1 protein-coding gene is annotated in these 916 nt (G+C 53.5%); it reads right to left on the reverse strand.

The features are described 5' to 3' along the window. Positions 1-8: 8 nt before the first annotated feature. A partial coding sequence (locus ABU113_RS17185; RefSeq protein ID WP_008325121.1) for an IS3 family transposase occupies positions 9-916 on the reverse strand: 908 nt, incomplete at its 5' end.

Below are 916 nucleotides of genomic sequence, written 5' to 3' on the forward strand. Positions count from 1 at the left end.
TGTAGTGGTCAACTAAAACTGGCCACGGCTTTAGAGTTTTTCCAGTATCGGTTTTCCGATTCGTTTGGGGGCAACCCACCGTTATAGTCATGCGGCCTTAGCGAGCTGTAATACCCGACGATATAGTCTGTGATCGCATGAGCAGCATCGCTAAAGTTTATATAACCTGTCACTGGCACCCACTCGTTTTTCAGACTACGGAAGAAGCGTTCCATCGGGCTGTTGTCCCAACAGTTTCCACGTCGGCTCATACTCTGCCTGATCTGGCAACGCCACAGTAACTGCCGGAACTGCCTGCTTGTATAGTGGCTACCCTGGTCACTGTGGAACATCACTCCGGCTGGTTTACCGCGAGCTTCCCACGCCATTTCCAGCGCTCTGATGGTCAGCTTGCTATCCGGCGAGAATGACATTGCCCAGCCCACTGGTTTCCTTGCGAACAGATCGAGAACAACTGCAAGGTAAGCCCAACGCTTGCCTGTCCAGATGTACGTCACATCGCCGCACCACACCTGGTTAGGTTCTGTCACTGCGAACTGTCGCTCAAGGCGATTCGGGATAGCGATGTGTTCATGACCAACACGTTTATACCGGTGGGTAGGCTGCTGACAACTCACCAGCCCCAGTTCTTTCATGAGCCTGCCAGCAAGCCAGCGTCCCATTCTGAAGCCTCTCAGGGTTGCCATAATGGCGATACTTCTTGCGCCAGCAGAGCCATGGCTGATGTTATGCAGCTCCCGAACCTGGCTGCGTAACACAGCTCGCCAGCCGTCTGGCTTTTCGGCGCTTTTCTCCCAGTATTTGTAGCTACTGCGATGAACCCCGAACACGTGGCAGAGTGTGACCACAGGATACTGCGCTCTGAGTTTCCCGATTAACGAGAATTGTTCAGGGAGTCTGACATCAAGAGCGCGGT

The sequence above is a fragment of the Parapedomonas caeni genome (genome assembly GCF_041060555.1).
Classification (GTDB): domain Bacteria; phylum Pseudomonadota; class Alphaproteobacteria; order Sphingomonadales; family Sphingomonadaceae; genus CAUJIW01.